The organism is Streptomyces sp. NPDC003011, assembly GCF_053591515.1.
Genome location: NZ_JBSFTY010000026.1, coordinates 34,875 through 58,544 on the forward strand (window position 1 = coordinate 34,875; position 23,670 = coordinate 58,544).

At 70.2% G+C, this 23,670-nt stretch carries 26 protein-coding genes; 20 read left to right on the forward strand and 6 right to left on the reverse strand.

Going from position 1 to position 23,670, the window contains the following annotated elements; genetic code table 11:
- Positions 1–54: 54 nt before the first annotated feature.
- The 14 genes from rimM to ACWD0J_RS15710 all read left to right on the forward strand — a co-directional run bounded on the left by rimM (position 55) and on the right by ACWD0J_RS15710 (position 11,517).
- Positions 55–612 (forward strand): ribosome maturation factor RimM, encoded by a 558-nt coding sequence (gene rimM, locus ACWD0J_RS15645; protein WP_451496340.1) that lies wholly within the window; start codon positions 55–57, stop codon positions 610–612.
- Positions 609–1,442 (forward strand): tRNA (guanosine(37)-N1)-methyltransferase TrmD, encoded by an 834-nt coding sequence (trmD, locus tag ACWD0J_RS15650; protein WP_451496341.1) that lies wholly within the window; start codon positions 609–611, stop codon positions 1,440–1,442. Before rimM ends, trmD begins: the two co-directional genes overlap by 4 nt.
- A 135-nt stretch (positions 1,443–1,577) precedes the next feature.
- Positions 1,578–1,928, forward strand: coding sequence for a 50S ribosomal protein L19 (rplS, locus tag ACWD0J_RS15655; RefSeq protein ID WP_451496342.1), 351 nt, complete (start codon positions 1,578–1,580; stop codon positions 1,926–1,928).
- Between the two features lie 45 nt (positions 1,929–1,973).
- A complete protein-coding gene (gene lepB / locus ACWD0J_RS15660; protein WP_451496343.1) occupies positions 1,974–2,717 on the forward strand; it encodes a signal peptidase I in 744 nt (247 codons plus the stop codon).
- Complete coding sequence (gene lepB / locus ACWD0J_RS15665; protein WP_451496344.1) at positions 2,710–3,807, forward strand: signal peptidase I; 1,098 nt, start codon at positions 2,710–2,712, stop codon at positions 3,805–3,807. Before lepB (ACWD0J_RS15660) ends, lepB (ACWD0J_RS15665) begins: the two co-directional genes overlap by 8 nt.
- The gene (gene lepB / locus ACWD0J_RS15670) at positions 3,695–4,672 is read left to right on the forward strand and encodes a signal peptidase I (RefSeq protein ID WP_451496345.1); all 978 of its coding nucleotides are present in this window, start codon (positions 3,695–3,697) and stop codon (positions 4,670–4,672) included. Before lepB (ACWD0J_RS15665) ends, lepB (ACWD0J_RS15670) begins: the two co-directional genes overlap by 113 nt.
- 152 nt (positions 4,673–4,824) lie before the next feature.
- Positions 4,825–5,601 (forward strand): signal peptidase I, encoded by a 777-nt coding sequence (gene lepB, locus ACWD0J_RS15675; RefSeq protein WP_451496346.1) that lies wholly within the window; start codon positions 4,825–4,827, stop codon positions 5,599–5,601.
- The gene (locus ACWD0J_RS15680) at positions 5,591–6,115 is read left to right on the forward strand and encodes an NUDIX hydrolase (RefSeq protein WP_451496347.1); all 525 of its coding nucleotides are present in this window, start codon (positions 5,591–5,593) and stop codon (positions 6,113–6,115) included. Before lepB (ACWD0J_RS15675) ends, ACWD0J_RS15680 begins: the two co-directional genes overlap by 11 nt.
- A gap of 56 nt (positions 6,116–6,171) precedes the next feature.
- Positions 6,172–6,480: a DUF2469 domain-containing protein gene (locus ACWD0J_RS15685; RefSeq protein ID WP_003993268.1), complete on the forward strand. Its 309-nt coding sequence runs from the start codon at positions 6,172–6,174 to the stop codon at positions 6,478–6,480.
- Positions 6,481–6,604: 124 nt separating this feature from the next.
- A complete protein-coding gene (locus ACWD0J_RS15690) occupies positions 6,605–6,967 on the forward strand; it encodes a YraN family protein (protein WP_451496348.1) in 363 nt (120 codons plus the stop codon).
- 1 nt (position 6,968) lies between these two features.
- On the forward strand, positions 6,969–8,594 hold the full coding sequence (locus tag ACWD0J_RS15695) for a YifB family Mg chelatase-like AAA ATPase (protein ID WP_451496349.1): 1,626 nt from the start codon (positions 6,969–6,971) through the stop codon (positions 8,592–8,594).
- On the forward strand, positions 8,591–9,751 hold the full coding sequence (gene dprA, locus ACWD0J_RS15700) for a DNA-processing protein DprA (protein WP_451496350.1): 1,161 nt from the start codon (positions 8,591–8,593) through the stop codon (positions 9,749–9,751). Before ACWD0J_RS15695 ends, dprA begins: the two co-directional genes overlap by 4 nt.
- A gap of 271 nt (positions 9,752–10,022) precedes the next feature.
- Complete coding sequence (gene whiG / locus ACWD0J_RS15705) at positions 10,023–10,865, forward strand: RNA polymerase sigma factor WhiG (protein ID WP_451496351.1); 843 nt, start codon at positions 10,023–10,025, stop codon at positions 10,863–10,865.
- A 94-nt stretch (positions 10,866–10,959) separates the two neighbouring features.
- Positions 10,960–11,517, forward strand: coding sequence for a TetR/AcrR family transcriptional regulator (locus ACWD0J_RS15710; protein WP_451496400.1), 558 nt, complete (start codon positions 10,960–10,962; stop codon positions 11,515–11,517).
- Positions 11,518–11,981: 464 nt separating this feature from the next.
- On the opposite strand, the gene ACWD0J_RS15715 is transcribed toward ACWD0J_RS15710, so the two are convergent.
- On the reverse strand, positions 11,982–12,572 hold the full coding sequence (locus tag ACWD0J_RS15715; RefSeq protein WP_451496352.1) for a M23 family metallopeptidase: 591 nt from the start codon (positions 12,570–12,572) through the stop codon (positions 11,982–11,984).
- A gap of 273 nt (positions 12,573–12,845) precedes the next feature.
- On the opposite strand from ACWD0J_RS15715, the gene rpsB reads away from it, so the two are divergent.
- The 5 genes from rpsB (at position 12,846) to ACWD0J_RS15740 (ending at position 17,670) form a co-directional block, all read left to right on the forward strand.
- Positions 12,846–13,796: a 30S ribosomal protein S2 gene (gene rpsB / locus ACWD0J_RS15720; RefSeq protein WP_451496353.1), complete on the forward strand. Its 951-nt coding sequence runs from the start codon at positions 12,846–12,848 to the stop codon at positions 13,794–13,796.
- 95 nt (positions 13,797–13,891) lie between these two features.
- Positions 13,892–14,728 (forward strand): translation elongation factor Ts, encoded by an 837-nt coding sequence (gene tsf / locus ACWD0J_RS15725; RefSeq protein WP_451496354.1) that lies wholly within the window; start codon positions 13,892–13,894, stop codon positions 14,726–14,728.
- 183 nt (positions 14,729–14,911) lie between these two features.
- Positions 14,912–15,670 (forward strand): UMP kinase, encoded by a 759-nt coding sequence (pyrH, locus tag ACWD0J_RS15730; RefSeq protein ID WP_286065002.1) that lies wholly within the window; start codon positions 14,912–14,914, stop codon positions 15,668–15,670.
- A gap of 168 nt (positions 15,671–15,838) precedes the next feature.
- Complete coding sequence (gene frr, locus ACWD0J_RS15735) at positions 15,839–16,396, forward strand: ribosome recycling factor (RefSeq protein ID WP_451496355.1); 558 nt, start codon at positions 15,839–15,841, stop codon at positions 16,394–16,396.
- A complete protein-coding gene (locus ACWD0J_RS15740; protein ID WP_451496356.1) occupies positions 16,396–17,670 on the forward strand; it encodes a phosphatidate cytidylyltransferase in 1,275 nt (424 codons plus the stop codon). Before frr ends, ACWD0J_RS15740 begins: the two co-directional genes overlap by 1 nt.
- Before the next feature lie 342 nt (positions 17,671–18,012).
- On the opposite strand, the gene ACWD0J_RS15745 is transcribed toward ACWD0J_RS15740, so the two are convergent.
- From ACWD0J_RS15745 to ACWD0J_RS15760, 4 genes are read right to left on the reverse strand one after another with little or no spacing between them, the layout of a single operon-like run.
- The gene (locus ACWD0J_RS15745; RefSeq protein WP_451496357.1) at positions 18,013–19,248 is read right to left on the reverse strand and encodes a tyrosine-type recombinase/integrase; all 1,236 of its coding nucleotides are present in this window, start codon (positions 19,246–19,248) and stop codon (positions 18,013–18,015) included.
- A complete protein-coding gene (locus tag ACWD0J_RS15750; protein ID WP_451496358.1) occupies positions 19,248–19,445 on the reverse strand; it encodes a helix-turn-helix transcriptional regulator in 198 nt (65 codons plus the stop codon). The genes ACWD0J_RS15745 and ACWD0J_RS15750 overlap by 1 nt, the downstream gene beginning before the upstream one ends.
- Entirely contained in the window at positions 19,442–20,821 is a 1,380-nt protein-coding gene (repSA, locus tag ACWD0J_RS15755; RefSeq protein WP_451496359.1) for a replication initiator protein RepSA, read from the reverse strand. The genes ACWD0J_RS15750 and repSA overlap by 4 nt, the downstream gene beginning before the upstream one ends.
- Positions 20,814–20,999: a hypothetical protein gene (locus ACWD0J_RS15760; RefSeq protein WP_451496360.1), complete on the reverse strand. Its 186-nt coding sequence runs from the start codon at positions 20,997–20,999 to the stop codon at positions 20,814–20,816. Before ACWD0J_RS15760 ends, repSA begins: the two co-directional genes overlap by 8 nt.
- 433 nt (positions 21,000–21,432) lie before the next feature.
- Here ACWD0J_RS15760 and ACWD0J_RS15765 point away from each other — a divergent pair, with 433 nt between their 5' ends.
- A complete protein-coding gene (locus tag ACWD0J_RS15765; RefSeq protein ID WP_451496361.1) occupies positions 21,433–22,062 on the forward strand; it encodes a class I SAM-dependent methyltransferase in 630 nt (209 codons plus the stop codon).
- 58 nt (positions 22,063–22,120) lie between these two features.
- Here ACWD0J_RS15765 and ACWD0J_RS15770 read toward each other — a convergent pair whose 3' ends face one another.
- The gene (locus tag ACWD0J_RS15770; RefSeq protein ID WP_451496362.1) at positions 22,121–22,936 is read right to left on the reverse strand and encodes a tyrosine-type recombinase/integrase; all 816 of its coding nucleotides are present in this window, start codon (positions 22,934–22,936) and stop codon (positions 22,121–22,123) included.
- Between the last annotated feature and the right edge of the window lie 734 nt (positions 22,937–23,670).

Below are 23,670 nucleotides of genomic sequence, written 5' to 3' on the forward strand. Positions count from 1 at the left end.
TAGTCGTATGAGCCGATCTCGGCTCACCGTCGTTCCGACAGGAGAGCAAGCACAGTGCAGCTGGTAGTCGCACGGATCGGCCGCGCCCACGGCATCAAGGGCGAGGTCACCGTCGAGGTACGTACCGACGAGCCGGAACTCAGGCTCGCCCCCGGCGCCGTCCTGGCCACGGACCCGGCCGCCACCGGGCCGCTGACCATCGAGACGGGCCGTGTCCACAGCGGCCGTCTGTTGCTGCGCTTCGAGGGTGTCCATGACCGCACCGCCGCCGAAGCGCTGCGCAACACCCTCCTGATCGCCGAGGTCGACCCGGAGGAACTGCCCGAGGACGAGGACGAGTACTACGACCACCAGCTGATCGACCTGGACGTCGTCACCGAGGACGGTGCGGAGGTCGGCCGGATCACCGAGATCTCCCACCTGCCCTCCCAGGACCTCTTCATCGTGGAGCGCCCCGACGGCAGCGAGGTGCTGATCCCCTTCGTCGAGGAGATCGTCGCCGAGATCGACCTGGAGGAGCAGCGGGCCGTCATCACCCCGCCGCCCGGTCTGATCGACGACCGGGCCGAGGTCGCGTCCTCGCGGGACTCCGCCGAGGACGACGGCGCATGAGGCTCGACGTCGTCACGATCTTCCCCGAGTACCTCGACCCCCTGAACGTCTCCCTCGTCGGCAAGGCACGCGCGCGTGGGCAGCTGAACGTGCACGTGCACGACCTGCGCTCCTGGACGCACGACCGGCACAACACCGTCGACGACACGCCGTACGGCGGCGGCCCGGGCATGGTCATGAAGACCGAGCCCTGGGGCGACGCCCTCGACGCGATCCTGGCGGACGGCTACGAGAGGGGTTCCGGCCGGCCCGCGCTGATCGTCCCCACGCCCAGTGGCCGTCCCTTCACGCAGGAACTCGCCGTGGAGCTCTCCGAGTGCCCCTGGCTGGTCTTCACGCCCGCCCGCTACGAGGGCATCGACCGCCGGGTCGTCGACGAGTACGCGACCCGGATGCCCGTCCACGAGGTCTCCATCGGCGACTACGTCCTCGCCGGCGGGGAGGCGGCCGTCCTCGTCATCACGGAGGCCGTGGCGCGGCTGCTGCCCGGCGTCCTCGGCAACGCCGAGTCGCACCGGGACGACTCCTTCGCGCCCGGAGCGATGGCCAGCCTGCTGGAGGGGCCCGTCTACACCAAGCCGCCGCAGTGGCGCGGGCGCGGGATCCCGGACGTGCTGCTCAGCGGCCACCACGGCAGGATCGCCCGCTGGCGACGCGACGAGGCGCTCAGGCGTACGGCGGCCCACCGGCCCGATCTCATCGAGCGCTGCGACCCGAAGGCCTTCGACAAGAAGGACCGCGAGATGCTCTCCATCCTGGGCTGGGCCCCGGATCCGGCGGGGGAGCCGTACGGCCGATTTTGGCGCAGGCCCGAGGGCGTGGAAGAATAGGCCGCTGCTGTGCGCTGTCCGGTGTGCGCCCCTGCCACAGGGGGACACGACGCCCGCCCCGACGTGCACGGCTCTCCTTCAGAACTCCTAGTTTCCGTTGATGACCTGTGGCATCAGCGAGGAAAGCAGACCGAAATGTCTCACCTGCTCGACTCCGTCGACTCCGCGTCGCTGCGCACCGACCTCCCGGCCTTCCGCCCGGGTGACACCGTCAACGTCCACGTGCGCGTCATCGAGGGCAACCGCTCCCGTGTGCAGCAGTTCAAGGGCGTAGTCATCCGTCGCCAGGGTGCCGGTGTCCGCGAGACCTTCACGGTCCGCAAGGTCTCCTTCTCCGTCGGCGTCGAGCGCACCTTCCCGGTGCACACCCCGATCGTCGAGAAGATCGAGCTCGTCACCCGCGGTGACGTGCGTCGCGCGAAGCTGTACTACCTGCGCGAGCTGCGCGGCAAGGCCGCGAAGATCAAGGAGAAGCGCGACAACTGAGGGCTTCTCGGGCGTCACAACCGGGCCGGATAGCATCTGGCTCCGATGGACACCGAAGCACAGCCGACGGAGCGCGACCGCTCCTCCCGCCCTTCCGTTGCCGAGGAGATCTCGGACACCGGAGGGCCGGAGGACCGGTCGCGTTTCGCGTTGGTGTCCCGGGCCGCCGCATGGCTGCCCGGCGGGCGGATCACCCTGACCCTGCTGACCTGCCTCGTGTTCCTGCTGCTGCTCAGCACATTCGTGCTGCAGCCGTTCCAGATCCCCAGCGGATCCATGGAGCGCGGATTGAGGATCGGGGACCGCGTTCTCGTAAATAAGTTGGCGTACCGTTTCGGTGCCGAGCCGCAGCGCGGCGACATCGTCGTGTTCGACGGCACCGGATACTTCGGGGACGCGGACTACATCAAACGCGTTGTGGGCGTGGGGGGAGACCACGTGGTCTGCTGTGACAAGGAGGGGAGGATCGAGGTGAACTCCCGGTCCGTCGACGAGACGACGTTCCTGTATCCCGGCGACAGCCCGTCCACCGTGCGCTTCGACGTCGTCGTGCCCGAGGGCACCCTGTTCGTCCTCGGCGACCACCGCGGCAACTCCAGCGACTCCCGCGACCACCTGGGCTCACCGGGCGGCGGCATGATCCCCGTCGGCGGCGTCATCGGCCGGGCCGACTGGATCCTGTGGCCCGCCGGCCACTTCACCCGCCTGCACCGCCCCGACGCCTACGCGCGCGTGCCCGCCGCCGAAGGGGCCGGCGAACCGACCACTGTGGCCGGCGCCCATGGGTAACCGCGGCAGACCGCGCGGTACGTCGAGCAGCGCGGCCGACAACCTGCTGCCCACCGGCTCCCGGCGCGCCTCCGCCGGCGCGGCAGCCGGGCGCAGCCGTGCCGAGCGGCGCAAGCTCCAGCGCAAGGTCAAGCGGCGCCGCAGGCGCTCCGCGATCAAGGAGATCCCCCTCCTCGTCGGTGTCGCCGTCCTCATAGCCCTCGTCCTGAAGACGTTCCTCGTCCAGGCGTTCGTGATCCCGTCCGGCTCGATGGAGCAGACGATCCAGATCGGCGACCGGGTCCTGGTGGACAAGTTCACCCCGTGGTTCGGCTCCAAGCCGCAGCGCGGGGACGTCGTCGTCTTCAAGGACCCCGGTGGCTGGCTCCAGGACGAGCAGCCGACCGCGACGAAGGAGGATCCCATCGTCGTCAAGCAGGTCAAGGAAGGGCTCACCTTCATCGGCCTGCTGCCGTCCGACAACGAGAAGGACCTCATCAAGCGGGTCGTCGGCGTCGGCGGCGACCGTGTCACGTGCTGCGACACGCAGGGGCGGGTCACCGTCAACGGTGTTCCCCTGAACGAGGACTATCTGTATCCCGGCAACGTCCCGTCGACGACGCAGTTCGACATCACCGTGCCGCAGGGACGGCTGTGGGTGATGGGCGACCACCGGGACAACTCCGCGGACTCCCGCGCGCACCAGGACACCGACTACGGCGGCACGGTCTCCGAGAACTCGGTGGTGGGGCGGGCCATGGTCATCGCCTGGCCCTTCGGCCACTGGAACAAGCTGGAGGAGCCGAAAACCTATGCCTCCGTGTCCGACTCGGTATCCGGGTCGACCGCGGCCGCTCCGCCGTCGCTTAGGGTTGCACCCGACGATCCGAACGGATCGGTCCAGCTCCCGAGCCCTGCGGAACTCCCGCTCGTTATGGGAGTGGTGGGCCTGCGCCGTGTATGGGGCAGGCAGCGGCGGCACAGAGTAAGGAGTTGGCGTGGGGGATGTGGCGGTTGGCGCACGGTCCGGACACGACGGCGAGGAGCACCGCGGGCGTCCCGCGGAGACAGCCGTCCCGGCCGCGGACAGCGCCGTGACCCCCGGGAATGACTCCGGGGCGGCCGAGGACGGCACGGTGACCGAGCGGACAGGGACGGACGGCCAGGGACCCGGTGACCCCGGCTCCCAGGGGAAGAAGCAGCGCTCCTTCTGGAAGGAGCTGCCCATCCTGATCGGTATCGCGCTGGTGCTGGCACTGCTGATCAAGACCTTCCTGGTGCAGGCGTTCTCGATCCCGTCCGACTCGATGCAGAACACCCTCCAGGAGGGCGACCGTGTTCTGGTCGACAAGCTCACCCCGTGGTTCGGCTCCGAGCCCGAGCGCGGCGAGGTCGTGGTCTTCCACGACCCCGACCAGTGGCTGGCGGGTGAGCCGACGACGGACCCGAACGCGGTGCAGACGTTCCTCAGCTGGATCGGCCTGATGCCGTCCGCCGAGGAGAAGGACCTCATCAAGCGCGTCGTCGGTGTGGGCGGCGACACCGTCTCGTGCAAGAACAGCGGCCCGCTCACGGTCAACGGCAAGGCGCTGAACGAGCCGTACGTGTACCCCGGCAACACCCCGTGCAGCGTCGACGACCAGGGCGGCCAGTTCACGGTGAAGGTGCCCAAGGGCTTCATCTGGGTGATGGGCGACCACCGGCAGAACTCGCGGGACTCGCGCTACAACCGGAACGACAAGAACAAGGGCATGGTGCCGGTGGACGAGGTCGTTGGGCGGGCCGTGGTGAAGGCCTGGCCGATCAACCGCTGGGGCACCCTGCCGGTCCCGGACACCTTCGACCAGGACGGGCTGAAGGCCCAGTCGGCGTCCTCCGCCACCCTCGCCATCGCCCCGAACGGGATCGCCCTCGTCGGCGTCCTGCCGGTGGCCCTGTGGCGCCGCCGGAAGATCGCCGCCGCCCAGACCCGCTGAGGGAGCCGCCGCATCCCGCGGTGGGCTCCCGGGCCGTACGACGGGGCTTGCCGGCCGTACGGTCAAGGCTCGTCAAACCCTCGTGCGGTGGTGACCTTGGCCGGACCGGAAGGGCTGACCAGGCCGGGTACCGCCGGGTAGGGTGCGGACCCATGGGTGGTGAGAGCACGACACGTACGGCCCCGCACGGCGGTGGCACGGACACGGGCCCGGTGGGCAGCCGGACCGGACAGCGACTGTCCGGACTGGCCGTCGCACTGGGCCTTGTGCTGTTCCTCGGCGGGTTCGCCTGGGGAGCGGTGATCTACCGGCCGTACACCGTGCCCACCAGCTCGATGACGCCGGCGATCGACGCCGGCGACCGGGTCCTGGCCGAGCGCGTGGACGGTGACGCGGTGCGCCGGGGTGACGTCGTCGTCTTCAAGGACACGGCCTGGGTGGCCAACGCCCTCGTGGTCAAGCGGGTGGTCGCCGTCGGCGGCGACACCGTGTCCTGCTGCACGAACGGCAGGCTGACCGTCAACGGCAAGCAGATCGACGAACCGTATCTGCCCGCGGGCAGCCTCGCCGAGGGCACGGACTTTCCGGCCGTGACCGTGCCGGAGGGCCGGCTCTTCCTCCTCGGTGACGAGCGTCAGGGCTCGCTGGACTCCACGGCCCACCTCACCGACGCGGCGAGCGGCACGGTGGCGCGGAGCGCCGTGACAGCCCGCGTGGACGCCGTCGTGTGGCCCATGAACGGCATGCTGAAGCGGCCGGCCGGCTTCGAGACGCTCGGTGCGCTGTCCGCACCCGGGCCGCTCCGTACGATCGGCGTCCTGATCGTCGTCGGCGGGGCGCTCGTCCTGGGCGGCGGCGCGTACGGTCCGGTCGCCAAGCGGCTGGGCGGCCGCTCCCGGCCCCGGACGGAGCCCGCCGGTGCCGGCTGAGGCGGCGGACACCGCCACCGACACGTACGACGGCGGGTTGCGCCGGGTCGCCCGGGTGGTGCTGCTCGACCCGCGTGACCGCATCCTGCTCCTGCACGGCCACGAGCCGGACGATCCGGCCGACGACTGGTGGTTCACGCCCGGCGGCGGCCTGGAGGGTGACGAGACTCGTGAAGAGGCCGCCCTCAGGGAACTCGCTGAGGAGACCGGCATCACCGAGGTCGAGCTCGGCCCGGTGCTGTGGCGGCGGACGTGCTCGTTCCCGTTCGCGGGCCGCCGCTGGGACCAGGACGAGTGGTACTACCTGGCCCGGACCACCCAGACGGCGACCCGGGCGCTCGGCCTGACCGAACTGGAGCGGCGCAGTGTCGCCGGAGCGCGCTGGTGGACGTGTCAGGAACTGACCCAGGCACATGAGACGGTGTATCCGACCAGACTCGCCGAGCTGCTCCGGAGGCTGCTCGACGAAGGTCCCCCGGCCGGCCCCGTGACCCTTGACACCGAAATCGTCTAGGGGCTCGCGGGACTGGCGCACAATGGTGGGATCGCACGGCTGAAGGGGAACATGCCATGAGCGCCGAGGACCTCGAGAAGTACGAGACCGAGATGGAGCTCAAGCTCTACCGGGAGTACCGCGATGTCGTCGGTCTGTTCAAATACGTGATCGAGACCGAGCGCCGCTTCTACCTCACCAACGACTATGAGATGCAGGTGCACTCGGTCCAGGGCGAGGTGTTCTTCGAGGTGTCCATGGCGGATGCCTGGGTGTGGGACATGTACCGGCCGGCTCGGTTCGTGAAGCAGGTGCGGGTCCTCACGTTCAAGGACGTGAACATCGAGGAGCTGAACAAGAGCGACCTCGAACTGCCGAGCGGATGACGGTCCCCGGCGGATGACGTCCCCCGAGTGGGTGACGGAGTTTTCCACAACCGGTGAGTAGTCCACCAAGATCCACTCGGGTGGACCTGTCTGCGTGACGGTTGGCGCCGGAGGTGGTGCCGACATGAACGCACGAAGCGCACTCGGCAAGTACGGCGAGACCCTGGCCGCCCGGCGACTGGCGGAGGCCGGGATGACGGTCCTGGAGCGCAACTGGCGCTGCGGCAGGACCGGGGAGATCGACATCGTGGCGCGGGACGGCGACGTCCTGGTCGTCTGCGAGGTCAAGACACGGCGAGCGGGGCTCTTCGAGCATCCGATGGCCGCGGTGACCCCCGACAAGGCGGAGCGCCTGCGCGGCCTCGCCGAGCGCTGGATCCACGCCCACGGAGGCGCACCACCGGGAGGCGTCCGTATCGACCTGGTGGGCGTCGTACTGCCCCGCCGCGGCGCGCCCGTCGTCGAGCATGCGCGGGGGGTGGCCTGAAATGGGGTTCGCACGGACCTGCTCGGTGGCGCTGGTGGGTGTCGAGGGCGTGGTGGTCGAGGTGCAGGCCGACCTCGAACCGGGAGTGGCGGCGTTCACGCTGGTGGGGCTGCCCGACAAGAGCCTGACGGAGAGCCGGGACCGCGTACGGGCCGCGGTGGTCAATTCCGGGGCCGAGTGGCCGCAGAAGAAACTGACCGTGGGGCTCAGCCCGGCCTCGGTGCCCAAGGGCGGATCCGGCTTCGACCTCGCCGTCGCCTGCGCGGTGCTCGGCGCCGCCGAGCGGATCGACCCACGGGTGCTCGCCGACATCGTGATGATCGGCGAGCTGGGCCTCGACGGCCGGGTCCGGCCGGTCCGGGGCATCCTCCCGGCGGTCCTGGCCGCGGCGGACGCCGGATACGAGCAGGTCGTCGTGCCCGAGTGCGCCGCCGCCGAGGCGTCATTGGTGCCGGGTGTCTCCGTCCTGGGGGTGCGCACTCTGCGGCAGCTGATCGCGGTCCTCGCGGACGAGCCCGTGCCCGACGAGGAGCCGGACGAGGCGGGCCGACCCGACCCGCTGCTCGCCGGACTGCGGATGCCCGGCACGGGCGCGGCCACGGGCATGCACAGCATGGGTGCCGCCCAGCTCGACCACGGCCATGACCTCGCCGACGTCGTGGGGCAGGTGTCCGCGCGTACGGCGGTGGAGGTCTCCGCGGCGGGCGGGCACCACCTCTTCCTGGAGGGGCCACCCGGAGCCGGCAAGACGATGCTCGCCGAGCGGCTGCCCGCCGTCCTGCCCCGGCTCAGCCGGCAGGAGTCGCTGGAGGTCACGGCGGTGCACTCGGTGGCGGGGCTGCTGCCCGCGGGCAGGCCCCTGGTCGACGTCGCTCCCTACTGCGCCCCGCACCACTCGGCGACGATGCAGGCACTGGTCGGCGGCGGCAACGGCATCGCGCGGCCCGGGGCGGTCTCGCTGTCCCACCGTGGCGTCCTCTTCCTGGACGAGACGCCGGAGTTCAGCAGCCGGGCCCTGGACGCCCTGAGGCAGCCGCTGGAGGCGGGGCACGTCGTGATCGCGCGCAGTGCGGGGGTCGTGCGCTTCCCGGCGAAGTTCCTGATGGTGCTCGCGGCCAACCCGTGCCCGTGCGGACGCTTCTCCCAGACGGGTGACCTGTGCGAGTGCCCGCCCTCCGCGATCAGGCGCTACCAGGCCAGGCTGTCCGGCCCGCTGCTCGACCGGGTCGACCTGCGCGTCGAGGTGGACCGCATCACCCGTTCCCAGCTGACCGGGAGCGGGACGCGGGGCGACTCGACGGCGACCGTGGCCGACCGGGTCCGCGAGGCCAGGGCACGCGCGCTGGCCCGACTCACCGGCACTCCCTGGCGCACCAACAGCGAGGTGCCCGGACGCGAGCTGCGCAGCCGCTGGTACGCCGTACGCGGCGCCATGGACGAGGCGGAGCGGAGCCTGGAGCGGGGTGTCCTGACCGCTCGCGGGCTCGACCGCGTCCTGCGGGTGGCCTGGACCGTCGCGGACCTCGTGGGCCACGACCGCCCCGACGCGACGGACGTCGCCCTGGCCCTGCAACTGCGGACCGGGGTGCCACGCGGTGTGCCCATGGCCCTCGGGGCGCTGACATGAACGCCGACGACGATCCGGGCCGCCGGCTGCTCGACCGTGTCTTCCTCACCCGGGTCGTCGAGCCCGGCGACGAGGCCGCCGGACGGTGGGTGCGCGAGCTCGGCGTGAGCGAGGTGGCGCGGCGCTTGCGGGAGGGCGGGACGGCTCTCCCCAGGGCCAGCGGGAAGCGGTGGGCGGGGCTGCTGGGACGGGCCGGGCAGGCCGAGCCGGGGCGGGATCTCGCCGTCGCCCGGGAGGCCGGGGTGCGGTTCGTGGCGCCGGGTGACGCCGAGTGGCCGGGGCAGCTCGACGATCTCGGTGACGCGCGGCCCCTGGGGTTGTGGGTCCGGGGCAGGCCCAGCCTGCGGATGTGGGCGCTGAGGTCGGTCGCCGTGGTCGGCGCCCGGGCCTGCACCGAGTACGGCGCCCACATGGCGGCCACCCTCGCCGCCGGCCTCGCCGAGCGGGGCTGGGTCGTGGTGTCCGGCGGGGCCTACGGGGTCGACGGTGCCGCCCACCGCGGTGCCCTCGGCGCAGGCGGCGCCACCGTCGCCGTGCTGGCCTGCGGTGTCGACCGGCCCTACCCGCGCGGACACGCCCAGTTGATCACCAGGATCGCGGAACAGGGTCTGGTGGTGGGGGAGTTGCCGCCCGGCGACCATCCGACGCCGAGCAGATTCGTGCTGCGGAACCGGGTGATCGCCGCGCTCACCCGGGGCACCGTGGTCGTGGAGGCCGCCTACCGGAGCGGTTCCCTGGTCACGGCACGGGCGGCCCAGCGGCTGGGCCGCCACACCATGGGGGTGCCGGGGCCCGCCACCAGCGGCCTGTCCGCCGGTGTGCACGAGCTGCTGCGCCAGGACGCCGTACTGGTCACCGACGCCGCGGAAGTCGTGGAGCTGGTCGGCGACATGGGCGAACTGGCCCCGGACCGGCGCGGGCCGGTACTGCCGCGCGACCTCCTGGACACCGCCGCCCGGCGGGTCCTGGCCGCGCTGCCGGGGCGCGGCACAGCGACCCCCGAGGAGATCGCGCGCGGCGCGCAGACCACCCAGGACGACGCGGTCGCGAGACTGTACGAACTCCGATCACTCGGTTACGTCGAACGACACGGCGACGGCTGGAAGTTGACACGCCAGTCAATGATCTCCGTACGCGATGCTCGGCGTGGGTGTTGACGGTGCGTGTTCGGCCGTCCGGGGGAACCCTGACGCCCTTGCGGATTCCCGCAGTTGGCGTGGTCCCGTGATCACGCAGAGCGATGGGGCGGGCTCGGCCGGGCGCCCGGCGGAACGTCTCTGCGTATGCCCCGAGCGACGCCGTTCGCGCACTGCGACGCTCCAGTCACGCTACGCTCACCAGGATTCCGACGACGACAGGCAACTCGGCATCAGACCGACAGCTCACCCAGACAGCACCACTTCACGGCAGAACGGCACAAGGCGACGCATGCCCCAGCACACCTCCGGGTCCGACCGGGCGGCCATCCCCCCAGCCGCCCGCGAGGGTGGCAGCGTACGGCCGCCCGCTCCCTCGACAGTCGACGAGCTGTGGCGGTCGTACAAGGCGACAGGAGACGAGCGGCTGCGCGAGCAGCTGATCCTGCACTACTCGCCGCTGGTGAAGTACGTGGCGGGACGGGTGAGCGTGGGCCTGCCGCCCAATGTGGAGCAGGCGGACTTCGTGTCCTCCGGCGTCTTCGGACTGATCGACGCGATCGAGAAGTTCGACATCGACCGGGAGATCAAGTTCGAGACGTACGCGATCACCCGGATCCGGGGCGCGATGATCGACGAGCTGCGCGCGCTGGACTGGATCCCTCGCTCGGTGCGGCAGAAGGCACGCAACGTCGAGCGGGCGTACACGACGCTGGAGGCGCGGCTCAGACGTACCCCGTCGGAGGGGGAGGTGGCCGCCGAGATGGGCATCGCGGTGGATGAACTCCACGCGGTGTTCAGTCAGTTGTCGCTGGCCAACGTGGTGGCTCTGGAGGAGCTGCTGCATGTCGGGGGCGAGGGCGGGGACGGACTCAGCGTCATGGACACGCTGGAGGACACCGCCGCGGACAACCCGGTCGAGGTGGCCGAGGACCGGGAGCTGCGGCGGTTCCTGGCGCGGGCGATCAACACGTTGCCCGAACGGGAGAAGACCGTGGTGACGCTGTACTACTACGAAGGCCTCACGCTCGCCGAGATCGGGAACGTGCTGGGTGTGACGGAGAGCCGGGTGAGCCAGATCCACACCAAGTCCGTGCTCCAGCTGCGGGCGAAACTGGCGAGCTTCGGTCGGTGACCTGGCCGGGTGATGTCCGGTCGGGCGCAGTGACTCCCGTCCGGGGTGGTCCGTCCGTAGAGTGGTTGACGTGCCAAGGATTCGAGCGGCCTCCGTGGCCGAGCACCGGTCGATGCAGCGAGCCGCCCTGCTGGACGCGGCTCGTTCCCTGCTGTCCGAAGGCGGGACGGAGGCACTGACCTTCCCCGCCCTCGCCGAGCGGACGGGCCTCGCGCGCTCGTCCGTGTACGAGTACTTCCGATCGCGGGCCGCCGTGGTCGAGGAACTGTGCGAGGCCGACTTTCCCGTCTGGGCGGCGGAGGTGTCGGCGGCGATGGAACGGGCCGGGACACCCGAGGGCAAGGTCGAGGCGTATGTCCGGCAGCAGCTGGCCCTGGTCGGGGACCGGCGCCACCGGGCCGTGGTGGCGATCTCCGCGAGCGAGCTGGACGCGGGGGCCCGGGAGAAGATCCGGGCCGCGCACGGCGGGCTGGTCGCGATGATCGTCGAGGCGTTGGCGGAGATGGGGCACGCGCAGCCCCGGATGGCGGCCATGTTGCTCCAGGGAGTGGTGGACGCGGCGGTGCGCAGGATCGAGCTGGGGGCGGCGGAGGAGCCCGCGGTGATCACCGAGGCGGCGGTGTCCATGGCGCTGCGGGGCGTGCGGGGCTGAGGGCGGCCGGCATCGGCGGGGCCGCGCGGCTTGACGTTCGCAGGGGGCCGTTCGTCCCGGCCTGTGCCGTCCGGGGAGGCGGGGGGCCGCTTCTCCGGACGGGAGCCGTCCTGGGAGACCCGTGCCGTTCTTCCGGGACGGGTGGGCGTCCCCATTCCCAGGGGCTGGGGCCCGTTTCTCCGGGGTGTGGTCGCCCTGGCAGGCCGGGTGCCGTCTCTCCGGGGTTCCGGGGTTCCGGGGCTTCGGGGCGAGTGCCGTCTCTGGCAGGCCGGCCGGGCGGGCTTTCCGGGGGAGTCGTGCCGGGAGGCCGTGTGCCGTTTCTCCGGGCCGTGTGCCGTTCCTCCGGGCCCGAGTCATCCTGGGGGTGCCGAGTGCGTCCCTCCGGGCCGCGGTGCCGCTGTGCCGCGGTGCCGCCCGGTGCCGCTCCGGGGGTCCGACTGCCCGTCGTTCTCGTGACCCGGCGGTTATGAGGGCAGCGGGACGCCGGTCACCGGCAGTAGTCGTGACGGTCCCCGGCGCAGGAGCCAGGCCGGCAGCAGTGCCAGCGGGTCCAGATAGGCCTCGCCTCTGCGCAGGCCCCAGTGGACGCACGGAGCCGTGCAGTGGGAGCCCGTCGGTTCCACCGTGCCCAGGGGTTCGCCCGCCGTCACCTCGTCGCCCTTGCGCACCGAGGCCCGTACCGGCTCGTAGGTCGTCCGCAGTGGGGGATCACCGGTTCCCGTGAGCTCCACCGCGATGACGCCCCTGCCCGCCACCCGGCCGGCGAAGGAGACCCGGCCCGCCGCCACCGCCCGGACCGGGGTGCCGGGAGCGGCCGCCACATCGACGCCCCGGTGGCCGCGGCCGTAGACCGTCGCCGGGGGGAGCCAGCCGCGCAGGACCGGGGGGCGGGTGCCCACGGGCCAGCCGCGGCCGAGGGGCGGGACGGACGTGTCCGTGGCCGCCGGGACGAGGGTGACCGGCCGGACGCTCGGCCCGGCCGGGCACGTCAGCACCGCTGCCGTCAGGAGCAGCAGCGCCACCGCCCACGTCACCACGCATCGTTTCGTTCGCATGCCGGAAACCGTCCCGCATCCGGCGCGATCATGGTTGGGGCCTGTGGACTACTCCCCGGTTGTGGACAGTGGCGTCACCCGGTGCCTCGCGGGTCCCGTACACTTCCTTTGGCGATCCGGGTCACCGGGTCGACTTCGCACGCCCCGACATCAGGCCGTCAAACAGCCGGTGTCAGCGCCTCTCGGTCCCTAGCGGCAAGGCGCATCGCGGGCGTCAGGCGCGAGTGCCATCCGGCGCGCGCGGTACAACCGAGAACACCAAGGAGAACGGCCATGGCCGTCGTCACGATGCGGGAGCTGCTGGAGAGCGGCGTCCACTTCGGTCACCAGACCCGTCGTTGGAACCCGAAGATGAAGCGGTTCATCTTCACGGAGCGCAACGGCATCTACATCATCGACCTGCTCCAGTCGCTGTCGTACATCGACCGCGCCTACGAGTTCGTCAAGGAGACCGTCGCCCACGGCGGCACGGTCATGTTCGTCGGCACGAAGAAGCAGGCGCAGGAGGCCATCGCCGAGCAGGCCACCCGTGTCGGCATGCCCTACGTCAACCAGCGCTGGCTGGGCGGCATGCTCACCAACTTCTCGACCGTCTACAAGCGTCTGCAGCGCCTCAAGGAGCTCGAGCAGATCGACTTCGACGACGTCGCCGCGTCCGGTCTGACCAAGAAGGAGCTTCTCGTGCTCTCGCGCGAGAAGGCCAAGCTGGAGAAGACCCTCGGTGGTATCCGCGAGATGTCCAAGGTGCCCAGCGCCGTCTGGATCGTGGACACCAAGAAGGAGCACATCGCGGTCGGCGAGGCCCGGAAGCTCAACATCCCGGTCGTCGCCATCCTCGACACCAACTGCGACCCCGACGAGGTCGACTACAAGATCCCCGGCAACGACGACGCGATCCGCTCCGTCACGCTGCTCACCCGTGTGATCGCTGACGCGGTCGCCGAGGGCCTCATCTCCCGCTCCGGTGTCGCCACCGAGGGCAAGGGCGACAAGGCCGCGGGCGAGCCGCTGGCCGCGTGGGAGCGCGACCTGCTCGAGGGCGAGAAGAAGGCGGACGAGGCCGAGGCCCCCGCCGCCGAGGCGCCCGCCGCTGAGGCTCCGGCCGACGAGGCTCCGGCCGCCGAGGCCGCCGCCGACGAGGCTCCCGCCGCCGAGGCGCCCGCTGACGAGGCCCCGGCCGAGGCTGCCGCCGAGGCCCCTGCCGCGGACGCCGAGCAGGCCTGACCCCTCACCCCTTCGGGTTCTGGACGGCGGGGGCCCACGAAGCCCCCGCCGTTCGGCCCGTAGATCTTCGGACTTCGAGAGAGATTCCAGAAATCATGGCGAACTACACCGCCGCCGACGTCAAGAAGCTCCGTGAGCTCACGGGCGCCGGCATGATGGACTGCAAGAAGGCGCTGGACGAGGCCGAGGGCAACGTCGAGAAGGCTGTCGAGGCGCTCCGTATCAAGGGCCAGAAGGGCGTCGCCAAGCGCGAGGGCCGCTCCGCCGAGAACGGCGCCGTGGTCTCGATCATCGCCGACGACAACTCCTCCGGTGTCCTCGTCGAGCTGAAGTGCGAGACGGACTTCGTCGCCAAGGGCGAGAAGTTCCAGGCCGTCGCCACCGCGATCGCCGAGCACGTCGCCAAGGTCTCCCCGGCCGACCTGGAGGCGCTGCTCGCCTCCGAGATCGAGCCCGGCAAGACCGTCCAGGCGTTCGTGGACGAGGCCAACGCCAACCTGGGCGAGAAGATCGTCCTGGACCGCTTCTCGCAGTTCTCCGACGGCTTCGTGACGGCGTACATGCACCGCACGATGCCCGACCTGCCGCCGCAGATCGGTGTCCTCGTCGAGCTCGACAAGCCCAACGCCGAGATCGCCAAGGGCGTCGCCCAGCACATCGCCGCCTTCGCGCCGAAGTACCTCTCCAAGGAGGACGTGCCGGCCGAGGTCGTCGAGTCCGAGCGCCGCGTCGCCGAGGAGACCACCCGCGCCGAGGGCAAGCCCGAGGCCGCCCTGCCGAAGATCGTCGAGGGTCGCCTCAACGGCTTCTTCAAGGACGCCACGCTCCTGGGCCAGCCGTACGCGCTCGACAACAAGAAGTCGGTCCAGAAGGTTCTGGACGAGGCCGGTGTCACCCTGAAGCGCTTCACGCGCATCAAGGTCGGCATCTGAGTCCGTACCGCGATCGACGCGCGACCCCGATAGGGTCGGCAGCAGTCGTCCGCGTACGCCGTCACGTGTGTGGCGGACGACAGCAGATCTGACGAGGAGGCCATTGCCGCGCATGGGATGCGAACGACACCCCACCGGCAGTGGCCTTCTTCGTATGTGCGACACGTGAAAGAAGAGAACGCCATGACCACCAAGGCCCACAAGAGCGACGACGGCAAAGTACGCGGGCGGTTTCTGCTGAAGCTGTCCGGAGAGGCGTTCGCCGGTGGCGGGGGCCTGGGTGTCGACCCCGACGTGGTGCACAAGATCGCGCGCGAGATCGCGGCCGTCGTGCGTGACGGCGCGGAGATCGCGGTCGTCATCGGCGGCGGCAACTTCTTCCGTGGCGCCGAACTCCAGCAGCGCGGCATGGACCGGGCCCGCTCCGACTACATGGGCATGCTCGGCACCGTCATGAACTGCCTCGCCCTCCAGGACTTCCTGGAGAAGGAGGGCATCGACAGCCGGGTGCAGACCGCCATCACCATGGGCCAGGTCGCCGAGCCGTACATCCCGCTGCGTGCCGTGCGCCACCTGGAGAAGGGCCGCGTGGTCATCTTCGGCGCCGGGATGGGCATGCCGTACTTCTCCACCGACACCACCGCCGCGCAGCGCGCCCTGGAGATCGACGCCGAGGCGCTGCTGATGGGCAAGAACGGCGTGGACGGGGTCTACGACTCCGACCCGAAGACCAACCGGGACGCGGTCAAGTTCGACTCCCTCGGCTACGGCGAGGTCATCACCCGCGACCTCAAGGTCGCCGACATGACCGCGATCACCCTGTGCCGCGACAACAAGCTCCCGATCCTGGTCTTCGAGCTCCTGGCCGAGGGCAATATCGCGCGCGCCGTCAAGGGTGAGAAGATCGGCACGCTCGTGGGTGACCAGGGCAGCCGGGACTGACGACCCCGGAACCACCCCGTCCGGGGGACGGACGGGACGGACCCTGGCCGGGGGATGGACAATGTCCAGCCGGTCGGGAACCGTGCAGGAAGAAGACGCGACGCAGCCGGCCGCCGCCTCCGTCAAGGAACCGCAGCCGGGCCTACTCAAGACACGCAGGAGCAAGTGGTGATCGAAGAGACCCTCCTCGAGGCCGAGGAGAAGATGGAGAAGGCCGTCGTGGTCGCCAAGGAGGACTTCGCCGCGATCCGCACCGGCCGTGCGCACCCGGCGATGTTCAACAAGATCGTGGCCGACTACTACGGTGCGCCGACGCCGATCAACCAGCTGGCTTCGTTCTCCGTGCCGGAGCCGCGCATGGCGGTCGTGACGCCGTTCGACAAGAGCGCGCTGCGCAACATCGAGCAGGCGATCCGCGACTCCGACCTGGGCGTCAACCCGAGCAACGACGGCAACATCATCCGAGTGGTGTTCCCCGAGCTCACCGAGGAGCGCCGGCGCGACTACATCAAGGTCGCCCGGAGCAAGGCCGAGGACAGCAAGGTCTCCATCCGCGCGGTGCGCCGCAAGGCCAAGGACGCCATCGACAAGCTCGTCAAGGACGGCGAGGTCGGTGAGGACGAGGGCCGCCGTGCGGAGAAGGAGCTCGACGACACCACCCACAAGTACGTCGCCCAGGTGGACGAGCTCCTCAAGCACAAGGAAGCGGAGCTGCTCGAGGTCTGATGAACGACTCTTCCTGGGGAGCGCCGCCACCCACCGGGTACTGGGGGCCGTCCGACCGGGGGCCTGTCCAGGGGGCGGCCCCGGCGGGTCCCGCGTACGATGCGCATGACGCGCAGCACACTCGCCCCATGCCCATCGTGCCCGAGGTACCCGCGTACGGCGGAGACCAGGATGACGACCGGGGGCCCGCTCGGCTGAGCGGCCCCTTGTTCCGCGAGGAGACGCCGCAGACGCAGTCGTACGACGCCCAGCGGACTCCGCCGCATTACGACACGCCGCAGGCACCCGCCCACGGGCCTTACGACACGCCGCAGGCCCTCACCCACGGGCCTTACGACACGCCGCAGGCCCTCACCCACGGGCCCTACGACACGCCGCAGGCCCGGCCCTACGGGGCGGTGCCGCAGAATCCGGAGCCCATGCCCGACGCCTCGCAGCCGGCGTCCGCGCCGCAGAAGAAGAGCGCGGGCCGTGACCTGGGTGCGGCCATAGGGGTCGGGGTCGGGCTCGGCGTGGTGATCGTCGCGTCCCTGTTCGTCGTCAAGGCCGCGTTCGTCGGCGTGGTGGCGGTCGCCGTCGTGGTGGGCCTGTGGGAGCTGACCCGGCGGCTGGAGGAGCGCAAGGGCATCAAGGCGCCCCTCGTCCCGCTGGCGCTCGGTGGTGCTGCCATGGTCGTCTCCGGGTACGTCCGGGGCGCCGAGGGCGCGTGGGTGGCGATGGCGCTCACCGCGCTGGCCGTCCTGGTCTGGCGGATGACCGAACCGCCGGAGGGCTACCTCAAGGACGTCACCGCGGGTGTCTTCGCCGCGTTCTACGTCCCGTTCCTGGCGACCTTCGTCTCCATGATGCTCACGGCCGACGACGGGTCGCGTCGCGTGCTGACGTTCCTGCTCCTGACCGTCGTCAGCGACACCGGCGCGTACGCCGTCGGCTGGCGCTTCGGCAAGCACAAGCTCGCTCCGCGGATCAGTCCCGGCAAGACCCGCGAGGGCCTGCTGGGCGCGGTGTCGTTCGCGATGGTCGCGGGCGCGCTGTGCATGCACTTCCTGATCGACGACGGCATCTGGTGGCAGGGCCTGGTGCTGGGGTTCGCGGTCGCGGCCAGTGCCACGCTGGGTGACCTCGGCGAGTCGATGATCAAGCGGGACCTGGGCATCAAGGACATGGGCACGCTGCTGCCGGGGCACGGCGGCATCATGGACCGGCTGGACTCGTTGCTGCCGACGGCGCCGGTGGTGTGGCTGCTGCTGGTGCTCTTCGTCGGGTCCGGCTGACCGTCGTACGTCGTCTTCGTCTTCGTCTTCGTGGGGCCCTCGCTTCGGCGGGGGCCCCTGTCGTTCCGGGCGAGGACATTCCCGTTCGTCCAGCGGGACGATCGATGTCTGACGCGTTCCCGGACCATTCCGAGGCGGTGGTGCGGCGGCGGCCACGCGGTGGCGGGGCCTGCCGGGCGCCCGGATTCCGGCGGCCCGGGTCACTGCCGGAGATCTGCGACACTGGAAGGGTTATGCCTGCACCCGGAGAACTCATGTTCTGCGGGTACGAAGAAGCCCCCTACCAGCGAGTTTGTCGCCAGTAGGGGGCCGTCTTACGCCTGGTGGGCCGTCTCTGGGCCGTCAGGGCTCCTGGGCCGTGCCGAAGACACCATCCAGGGCCCGGCGGGCGCGCTCGTTACTGCTCGGCATCAGGTGGGCGTACACCCGCAGCGTCATCGCGGGATCGGAGTGCCCGAGGTACTCGCTCACGGCCTTGATGCTCTCGCCCGCGTCCAGGAGGACCGAGGCGTAGAAGTGGCGCAGGGCATGCATTCCGTGCTGCCGGGCGGAGGCATACGGCTCGCCGGGTTCGGGAGTCGGGATAAGGCCGGCGGCCGCAAGAGCGGGCTTCCACTCGTGGATGTTGAAGTTGCTCCGCCAAACGATCCCGTCGGCGGTGTTGGTGAAAATCAGACGCCGCTCGACGAGAGGCCCATCCGGCCTCATCCACGGCAGCTTGATGCCCAGAGGCGAGTGCTTCTCGATGTGCCGCCGCAAGGCCGAGGCAACGGAGGACGGCAGCGGAACGTCCCGCTCCTTGTTGCCCTTGGGCGGGGCGAAGACGGCGACGCCCCGGATCAACTTGACCTGAGCGGTGACCCGAAGGGTGTCCCTGTCGAGTCGCACGGCGTCTTCGGCCAGGCCCAGGATCTCGCCCTGCCGGAGGCCGCAGCCGCTGCCGACGTCGACCATGGCCCGGTAGCGCTCGGGCAGGGCGTCGCGGACCGCGCGCACCTGGGAGGGGAGCCAGGGCACGACCCGGGCGGCGGAGATGGCGGGCGGGCGGACGGAGGCCGCCGAGCACGGATTCCGGGCGAGGTGGCCGTCGTCGACGGAGGCCGACAGGACTGCCCGGACGTTGGCGTAGATGGTGCGGGCGTAGGTGCCGGCCATCGGGTCGTGCTCGAGGTCGCGCACGAACTCGCGGATGTGGACCGGACGGAAGGACCCCAGCGGCCGGGCCCCGATGCGAGGGAAGGCGTGCAGGCGGAGGCGCGTTTCCACGGCGATGCGCGTGGTCGGGTCGGTCGTCTGACCGGCGATCCAGCGTTCCGCGTACTGCTGGAACGTGATCCGGGCCGCCTTTGGATCGACGTACTGACCGCGGGACATGTCGGCAGCTGTCTCGGTCAGCCACTCTTCCGCCCGGCGCTTCTGGCGGTCTGGGAATGACCTGCTCTTCTCGGTGCCGTCCGGACCGACGTACCGGGCGCGGTATCGGAGCCCGTTGCCGTAGCGCTCGGTCTTGACCTTGACCGGCTTGCCGTTCGGACCCAGCTCGGTCTTATACCAGCGGTCTTGGACGTGTCCGGCCATCAGGCAGCCACCTCAGTCAGACCGTCGACCCACTGACGGAGCCGGGCCGGGTCGTAGCGGAGATGCCGACCAACACGGAAGGCCGGGGGACCGGTGCGCTTGCGCCGCCACTGGTACAGGGTCTCGACCGGGACGCCGAGAAGGTCGGCGACATCGGCAGGAGTCAGGTACCGCTCGGGGAGCGTGCGGATGGTCATGCGGTGGCTCCTTCCAGGGCGAGCTGGTCGCGCAGGGCTTCGCGGGCGGTTTCGCGGTTGTGTTGGAGGTCGCGGGCGATGGTTTCGGCGAGGACGGATTCGCCGGGGGTGTGGCCGTGCCCGGCGTACTGCCAGTCGGCCAGGACCAGCACGGTGTCGGGCTCGTGGTCCTCCAGGCCGAGGGCTTCGCGTTCCTGGGCGGCGCGGAAGTCGGCGCGGGCCTGGCGGAGTTCGCCGAGGGTGGTGGAGTAGCGGCGGGACTTGGAGGAGAAGTGGCCGCGGAAGCCGAGCATGTGCGCCCAGGCCCACAGGCGCCGGTCGGGGTAAAGCGGGTCGAGCTGCTTGCAGGCTTTGATCAGGCGGCGGGTGTGGTCGGGGACCTGGTGGCGGTCGAGTTCGGAGAGTTCGCCGATGCGGCGGTCGAGGGTTCCGGTGTTCTCGGCGGCTTTGGTGGCGTACTTGGCGACGTAGGAGGCGACGGCTTGTTCGGTGATGTCGGAGCCGTCGCCGAAGGCCTTGATCGGGCGGACGTCGAGCTGTGTGCCCCAGCGGAACGTGCGGGCGGGCTGGTCTGGCACGGCCGGCGCAGAGACCGAGGTGTAGGAGTGGGCTGCGGCGGCGTGGATCGCGTCGTCGAGCAGCTGCACGGTGGCCCAGGCCGGAGGTGGGGTGTTTGGTCCGTCGGGGCCGTCGATGCGGATGACGGCGTGGAAGTGCAGGGCGCCGCGCTTCTGGAACTCGGCGACCTTGCCGTAGGAGATGCGTGCGTGGTCGGCGAGTTCGCGGCGGGTGAGTCCGGCGCGGGCGGCGATCTCGCGGCGGAGGCGGGTGGTGAAGCGCTGCCACAGGTTGCCTGCGTGGTTGTTGAAGAGGACGGTGCCCGCGTAGTCGTACGTGGCCGGGTCGAGGGCCGTGCCGAGTGCTGGGTCATCCTCGCGGTGGCGGGTGCCGCAGCGGCAGATGCCATGGTCAGGACGGTTGTGGACCGGGCCGAACGAGGGGGCGGTGAGGGTGGCGAAGACGCGGGGGTGGTCGCGGACGGTGGCGGGGATGTCGCGACGGTCGTCCCCGGCGAGCCCTGCGCGGATGAGGTGATAGGTGTCGCCCGCGTAGGTGAAGGCGCAGGAGGGGCAGCGGGAGGCGCGGCGGTTTCCGCAGGCGAGGCGGAGGCGTCCGCCGGGCTCGGTCTCGGTGGAGTAGTGGTGCAGAGTCTCGCCGGTGGTCTTGTCCTTGGTGAGGGTCCAGCCGGTGAGGTGGATGGGGTCGGCGCAGCCACCGGTGCGGCGGATCTGCTCGTGCCAGCGGTCGAAGTCGTCGGCCGAAGCCACCCTCAGCAGGTCGCTGAGGGTGGCCGGGTCGCGAAGCAGGTCAGGCACGGGCGCCCTCCTGCGTGCGGCGGGTACGAGCGGTGCCGGTGCCGTGGCAGGCCGGGCAGTTGGCGGTGATGGTGCGCAGGTGACCCCGGTGGTCACGGCCGCCGAGGGTGATGGCGGCGGAGGCCTGGCCGTCGCAGTCCGGGCAGATGCGGGACGGCGGGCGGGTGCGGTGCGTCATGCTGGTGGTTCCTTTCGATTGCGGTTGGAAGGAACGGCCCCGGGTGGCGGCGTGCTTGGCGGCTTGTGCGCCACCCGGTGGCCGGTCAGCGAGAGGCGCGGGAACCTCGGCGGGCACGGCCTTTCGCGGCGTACATGGCAGCGTCGGCGGCGGCGAGCGCGTCGGTCAGGGTGGGCACCGGAAGTTCGGCGATGGGGCAGGCGCCGACCGAAGCGGCCAGCGGCAGCGAGACGCCGGCGTAGTGCAGCGGCCGGTGCAGTGCGGCAGTGAGCGCGTCGAGGTCGGCGGCGGCCAGGTCCCGGACGACGGCGACGAATTCTTCTCTGAACTAACGAGAGCGTCCCGTGATCAGGTGACGGGATGATCAGTCCTGAGGGAACCGGTGTGGGGCCGGAGAATGGCTGCGAACGGCGCGGGTGTTAGTTTCCTTCCCGTGTTAGGACACCAGGACGAGATGAGGGCGGCCTACGACGGGGTCGTCGATCTGTACGCGTCGATGTTCGCCAATGGGCTGGAGACGCACCCGTTCGCGCGGAACATGATCGGCACTTTCGCCGAGCTCGTGCGTGGCACGGGGAACCTGCGGGTAGCCGACGTCGGGTGCGGCCCCGGTCATGTGACGGCGATGCTGCATGACTTGGGGCTGGACGCCTTCGGGCTCGACCTCTCCCCAGCCATGGTCGCCCACGCCCGGCGGGCCCATCCGGCGCTGCGGTTCGACGAAGCGCGGATGGAGGCCCTGCCGGTCGAGGACGGTGCGCTGGGCGGAGTGCTGTCCCACTACTCGATGATCCATACCCCACCTGGAGAATTGCCCGCGCTGCTCGCCGAGCAGGTGCGTGCCTTGGCACCAGGGGGCCTGCTCTTGGTGTCCTTCTTCGGGACCGAGGGACCGGAGCCGGTTCGCTTCGACCACAAGGTGACGCCCGCCTATAGCTGGCCGGCGGAGCAGTTTGCCGAGTTGCTGGCCGGGGCCGGTCTCGTCACATTTGCTCGGTTGCTCCACGACCCAGCTTCCGAGCGGGGTTTCCTCGACACTCATTTGCTGGCCCGCCGCCCGTAGAGCGAGGGTCGTGGCCTGCGCCGGGGTGGTGTAGATCATTCGCGTGGATGAGGCTCGGCTAACTTGAAGGTCCTCTTGCCGTACTGATTCGTGTCGCGATCTGGCTGAAGCTGGGCATGCCCAGATCGATCACTTGGCGTTGACGGGCTTGCTCTGCATCGAGCTGGATGAGCTTCTCCTCTGCGCTGGCGAGGCTGACTTGGAGTCCTTCGATCTCACCGAGCCATCCCTCCTGTTCTGCTTCGGTGATTCGGGCGATCAGGTTGTCGCGGATCTCGACGAGGCGGTGTCTCTGAGCCGGATCCGGTCGGAGCATGGAGCATCGAATACACGCGTGTTCGTGGATGCAGGGAGTTCCGAATGCGCGAGCGCAGATTCCGATGGACAGTTTGCGTCGCTCGAAGTGCCCGAGGAAGGCATCCCATTCCTCGTTGGTGGGGGTTCGGTATTCCTCGCTGGGGCGGAGTGCTCGGCGCCGGGCGATGAACGCGCGATGGGCTTCGATGGCCTCGCCGGGGTAGATGGCGTTGTATCCCATGGTCGTGTTGATGCTGGTGTGCCCGGCGATGACCTGCGCGATGTGTGGGGGAAGGCCGCTGCGGATGGCATCGGTGATGAAGATCCGCCGAAAGTCATGGGGCGAGAAGTCCAAGGGCTGTCCGGCTGAGTCGGTCAGATTCGTGGAGGCCATGACCTCTTGGAGTGCTTGGCGCAGGAGCTTCGGGGAGAGGCGGGAACTCTCGCCGCTGCGGCACCACTGGAAAAGCAGTGGCATCTGGGGATTCCAGGTCTTCTCGGCCATGTCATAGCTGGAGACGTAGGGGACGGCACCGGTGCGTGGGTCGCGGACACGGGCGATGATCGCACTGAGCACATCGGCGAGCTCCGGGCTGACCAGGATGACTCGTTCCTCGTCGGTTTTGGACGGCGCGATCTGCAGGAGGGGACAATCTCGCCAGTGGTAGGCAGTCTGTACTGGATCAGACTGTGATGGCTGGCCTCCAGCATCTCCTCGATGCGGACACCGGTGTGCTGAAGAAACTCGACCATCGCCCAGGCCCAGAACGCGCGACTCTCCGCGAGCGCCAGGTCAACGCGCCGGCCGGTGGCGATGTTCACCGCCCAGGTCGTTCCATCCTTCGCTGCCCGCCTGAAGGTGGCGCCCGCGAAAGCGAACTGACCACCTGGCGGGGTGTCCATCAGAGCCTGTAGTCGGGCTTTGGCCTCTTTCAGGCATGTTGAAGCCGCTCGGGCGACAGCGGGCAAAGCCGGAAGTCGTTCCCGCGTCCGGTGGTCCATCCGAGCTTTGCGCCGCTTGTTGTCCTTCACGACGGCGACATCCGCGTCCTTGATCGGACTCGGTACCGCCCACAGCCCCCAGCGCGCCGGCTCATCGATAGCCCACTGGGCGATGTCGAGATAGAACGCGCGGACGGAGATCATGATGCTGGCGACATTGGCCCGTCCGGTCACTACTTCACGCGCTTTGCCGTCTGGCTGGCGACGCCGTTCGATGCGGGTCCGGCATCTCTGCTTCCAGGCCGCGCTCACCTCGGGCGCCAGGTGGAGAGAGTCGATTCCCGGATGATGTTGTTCCAGGTCGCCCCA